At 71.2% G+C, this 4,547-nt stretch carries 2 protein-coding genes; both read left to right on the top strand.

Annotated features, from left to right (window positions below; genetic code table 11):
* The first annotated feature begins 279 nt into the window (after positions 1 to 279).
* Complete coding sequence (locus ACIGG8_RS37625; protein WP_350519291.1) at positions 280 to 1,173, top strand: class I SAM-dependent methyltransferase; 894 nt, start codon at positions 280 to 282, stop codon at positions 1,171 to 1,173.
* 67 nt (positions 1,174 to 1,240) lie between these two features.
* On the top strand, positions 1,241 to 2,917 hold the full coding sequence (locus ACIGG8_RS37620) for a flavin-containing monooxygenase (RefSeq protein ID WP_396553105.1): 1,677 nt from the start codon (positions 1,241 to 1,243) through the stop codon (positions 2,915 to 2,917).
* Positions 2,918 to 4,547 lie beyond the last annotated feature (1,630 nt).

The raw sequence follows: 4,547 nt of genomic DNA, 5'->3' as shown, positions 1-4,547 counted from the left end.
ACCACCCCGCACGGCCCGCACGGCCCGTACGGCCCGCACAGTCCACACCCGCGGCGTCACACGCCGACAGGCCCGGACCACACGGCCGGCACGGCACAGCACCACCCCGCACGACCCCGCACCACCCGTACGTGCCCGGTGTCCGGGAGCGCGCAGGTGCCGGCCCCGGCGCCGGCCGCCCGCACCCGCACCCCGTGCCCGCGCCGCACACCCCGCGTGTGCCGGCGCCCGCACCCCGTTCCCCCCAACCCGCCAACCACATTCGAGGGGCCCCATCCCATGACCACCGTCGAAGCCCGCTCCATCAACCCCGACGTCGAGGCCATCCGCCACCACTACGAGGTCCCCAACGAGCTGTACCGCCTCATCCTGGGCCCGACCATGATGTACTCCGGCGGCTACTGGGAGGACGGCGAGGACCTCGTCGCCGTCCTGGACGAGGCCCAGGAACGCAAGCTCGACGCCTTCACCGACCTCGCCCGCGCCGCCGGCAGCGCCAAGGTCCTGGACGTCGGCTGCGGCTGGGGCACCATGCTCAACCGCCTCACCACCGTCCACGGCGTCCAGCGCGCCGTCGGCGTCACCCTCTCCCGCACCCAGGCCGACTTCGTCCACGCCCTGGGCAACCCCGCCATCGAAGCCCGCGTCGAGAGCTGGGAGGAGCACCGCCTCGCCGACGGCGAGCAGGCCTACGACGCCGCGTTCTGCATCAACGCCCTCGAACACTTCGTGCTCTCCTCCCTCACCCCCAAGGAGCGCACCCAGCGCTACCGCGTCTTCTTCAAGCAGATCCACTCCCTCCTCAAGCCCGGCGCCCGGTTCGTCCTGCACACCATGACCGTCGAGAACCCCCCGCTGCGCCGCCAGCTCCTGGACGACCTCAAGTTCCTCCAGCGCGAGGAGTTCGAAGGCTGCCACATCCCGCGCCTGCCCGAACTCGCCTCCGGCCTCGACGGCCTCTTCGAGGTCACCGAGATCCGCAACGAGCCCGAGTCCTTCGCCCGCGCCTGCCGCGCCTGGCTCAAGCTCCTCGCCGCCCGCCGCGACGAAGCCGTCGCCATGACCGACGAGACCACCGTCGCCCGCTTCGAGCGCTACCTCGACATCTTCGCCTACACCCTCGAAGACCACATCTTCAACAACTTCCGCGTCACCCTCACCCGCCGCGCCTGACCCCGCCCCCCTGCCGGGCCACCGAACGGCACCCCCAAGCCAACCGCGACAAAGGGACACCGACGCCATGACCACCACCCCCGCCCCCGACCGCACCACCACCCCCGCGGCCACCGGCACCACCGCCGCAGCCCCCGCCCCGGCGGCGGGGGCCACCCCCACCACCCCCACCACCCCCACCAGCCCCGCCGGCCCCGCCGGCCCGGCCGCAGGCACCACCGCCGACACCGCCACCGCGCCCGCCGCCGCGGCCAGCGGCGACCTCGCCGTGCGCCACCTCAAAGTCGCCGTCATCGGCGCCGGCATCTCCGGCCTCGGCACCGCCATCGGCCTCCTACGCCGCGGAGAAGACGACTTCCTCGTCTTCGAACGCGCCGACGACCTCGGCGGCACCTGGCGCGACAACACCTACCCCGGCTGCGCCTGCGACGTCCAGGCCCACCTCTACTCCTTCTCCTTCGCCCGCAACCCCGAGTGGAAATCCACCTTCGCCACCCAGGCCGAAGTCCACGCCTACCTCACAGCCTGCGCCACCCGCTACGGCGTCGACCCCCACCTGCGCTACGGCCACGAACTCCTCGACGCCCGCTGGGACGACACCCACCAGCACTGGAACCTGCGCACCACCCACGGCCGCTACACCGCCCGCATCCTCGTCACCGGCACCGGCTACCTCTCCAACCCCGCCACCCCCGACCTGCCCGGCCTCGACACCTTCACCGGCACCGTCTTCCACTCCTCCCAGTGGAACCACGACCACGACCTCACCGGCCGCAACATCGCCGTCATCGGCACCGGCGCCTCCGCCATCCAGTTCGTCCCCAAGATCCAGCCCCAGGTCGCCCGCCTCGACCTCTACCAGCGCACACCCCCCTGGGTCGCCGCCAAACCCGACAAGCCCAACACCGCCCGCCACACCTGGATGCTGCGCCACCTGCCCGGCTACCAGCGCTTCCGCCGCGCCTTCAACCAACACGGCCGTGAAATCGTCGCGTTCTTCATGTCCAGCCCCTCCCGCACCACCGGCATGAAGAACATGGCCGCCGGCCACCTCAAGAAGAGCGTCAAAGACCCCGCCCTGCGCCAGCGCCTGACCCCCGACTACACCGTCGGCTGCAAACGCCTCCTGTTCTCCAACACCTGGTACCCCGCCATCCAGCAACCCAACGTCGACATCGTCTCCGACACCATCACCCGCATCGGCCCCACCCACATCACCACCGCCGACGGCACCCGACGCGACATCGACACCATCATCCTCGCCACCGGCTTCACCGCCACCAACCGCCCCATCGCCCACCGCATCCACGGCCGCGACAACACCACCCTCGCCGACACGTGGAACACCCACGGCATGACCGCCCACCGCGGCACCACCATCCACGGCTTCCCCAACCTCTTCATGATCCTGGGACCCAACACCACCCTCGGCCACTCCTCCCAGACCGTCATGATCGAAGCCCAGATCACCTACATCCTCGACGCCCTGAAAACCCTCGACACCCACCACATCACCAGCATCGACGTCCGCGAAGACGCCCAGAACGCCTACAACCACAACGTCCAGAACCGCCTGAAGAACACCGTCTGGAACAACGGCGGCTGCACCAGCTGGTACACCGACACCCAAGGGAACAACCCCTCGATCTGGCCGACCTACACCTGGCGATTCCGGAAACAGACCCGCCACCTCGACATCAGCAACTACCAGACCACCACCCACACCAACCACACCAACCCCTAACCCCCCCGCCCCGCCCCCCGCCCCGCCCGCCGGCCCCAGCCACGCCAGCCCGCCACACCAGGCACCGGACACCCCAGCCCCACCCCCCGACCAGACCAGACCGCCCCGCCAGACCGCCCCGCCACGCCACACCAGGCCCGCCCGCCACCCCGCCACCCCGCGACCCGGCCAGCCCCGGCCCGGCCCGGCCAGACCGCCCCGCCCCGCCACGCCACGCCACGCCACACCAGGCCCGCCCGCCACCCCGCCACCCCGCGACCCGGCCAGCCCCGGCCCGGCCGGCCACGCCACACCAGGCACCGGACAGCCGGCACCAAACCCCGCGGACAGCACCGGACAACAGAACACCGGGCACCAGGACACGGGACACAAAGCACCACCCGGCGCCGCACAGCACACGAAATGCCAACACACGGGCCGCACAGGACACCAGACGCCAAGGCACGGGACACAGGGCACAGGGCACGGGACACGGGACACCACCCGCCACCAACGCCCGGCGCCGCACAGCACACCAGGTGCCACGACACGGGCCGCACAGGACACCAGACGCCAAGGCACGGGACACAGGACACGGGACACCACCCCGTACCAAGACCCGGGACATCACCGGGCATCAGAACACTGGGGGACACCACAGGGGCACACCGCGCCGACGCCCGGGACATCAGAACACCGGGCACCCAGCGCCGGACACAGGACACGCGACACAGGGCACGCGACACAGGGCACGGGGCACGGGGCACGGGGCACCACAAGGGCACACGGGCAGCCACCGGGGGTACACGGGGCAGCCACACCAAGCAACAAAGAGGCAAGCACCACCACGCACCACAACAGGCACCACCACGGCCCGCCGCCCGACCCACCCGGGCGGCAGGCCGGCCACCCCACCAAACCAGCACCCGACAAGGCCAGAACAGGCGAAACACCGCCCCTGGGCCACCCCGCACGACAACCCGAACAGGCAAACCACACCCCGGCCACCACACCACCCAAACCGGCACCCAGCACCCCGGCACCACCACGGCCCCGCCAAACAACCCACCCCCGGGACCACAAACCCACCACACAACCCACAGCCGCACACAGGAACCAAGCCAGGCACCACAACCCCGGCCCCCGCACCACACACCAGAGCACCCCGCACCACAGCCCAGCCCCGCGCGACCACCCACAGAACACCAAGCACCACAAACGGCCAACAGCCCCGCACCACCAGGCCCACGCACCCGACCACCAGCCCCGCACCAGAACCCCGCACCACCAGGCCTACATGCCCGCCACCCCGGCACCACCTCAGCCCCGCCGGACAACCCACCCCCGGGACCACAAACCCACCACACAACCCCCGACCGGACACGGGAACAAAAGCCAGGCACCACCCACGCGGCACCCCCACCACACACCCAGCAACAAACCCGACCAGGACCACAAAACCCCCGGCCACCCGCCGGACAACGCACACCAAGCACCACAACCACCCGCACAACCCGGACCGGCACCCAGCACCACCAGACCACCAGACCACCGGACCACCGGACCACCGGACCACCGGACCACCGGACCACCGGACCACCGGACCACCGGACCACCGGACCACCGGACCACCGGACCACCGGACCACCCG

The organism is Kitasatospora sp. NPDC085464, from assembly GCF_044541955.1.
Lineage (GTDB): Bacteria > Actinomycetota > Actinomycetes > Streptomycetales > Streptomycetaceae > Kitasatospora.
The sequence above is the reverse complement of the archived record's forward strand: the minus strand, read 5'-3'. Positions and strand labels throughout refer to the sequence as shown.

Bases quoted from the DNA above. Each gene is read 5' to 3' on its own strand.
- ACIGG8_RS37620 (WP_396553105.1), top strand. From the start codon at position 1,241: ATGACCACCACCCCCGCCCCCGACCGCACCACCACCCCCGCGGCCACC.
- ACIGG8_RS37625 (WP_350519291.1), top strand. From the start codon at position 280: ATGACCACCGTCGAAGCCCGCTCCATCAACCCCGACGTCGAGGCCATC.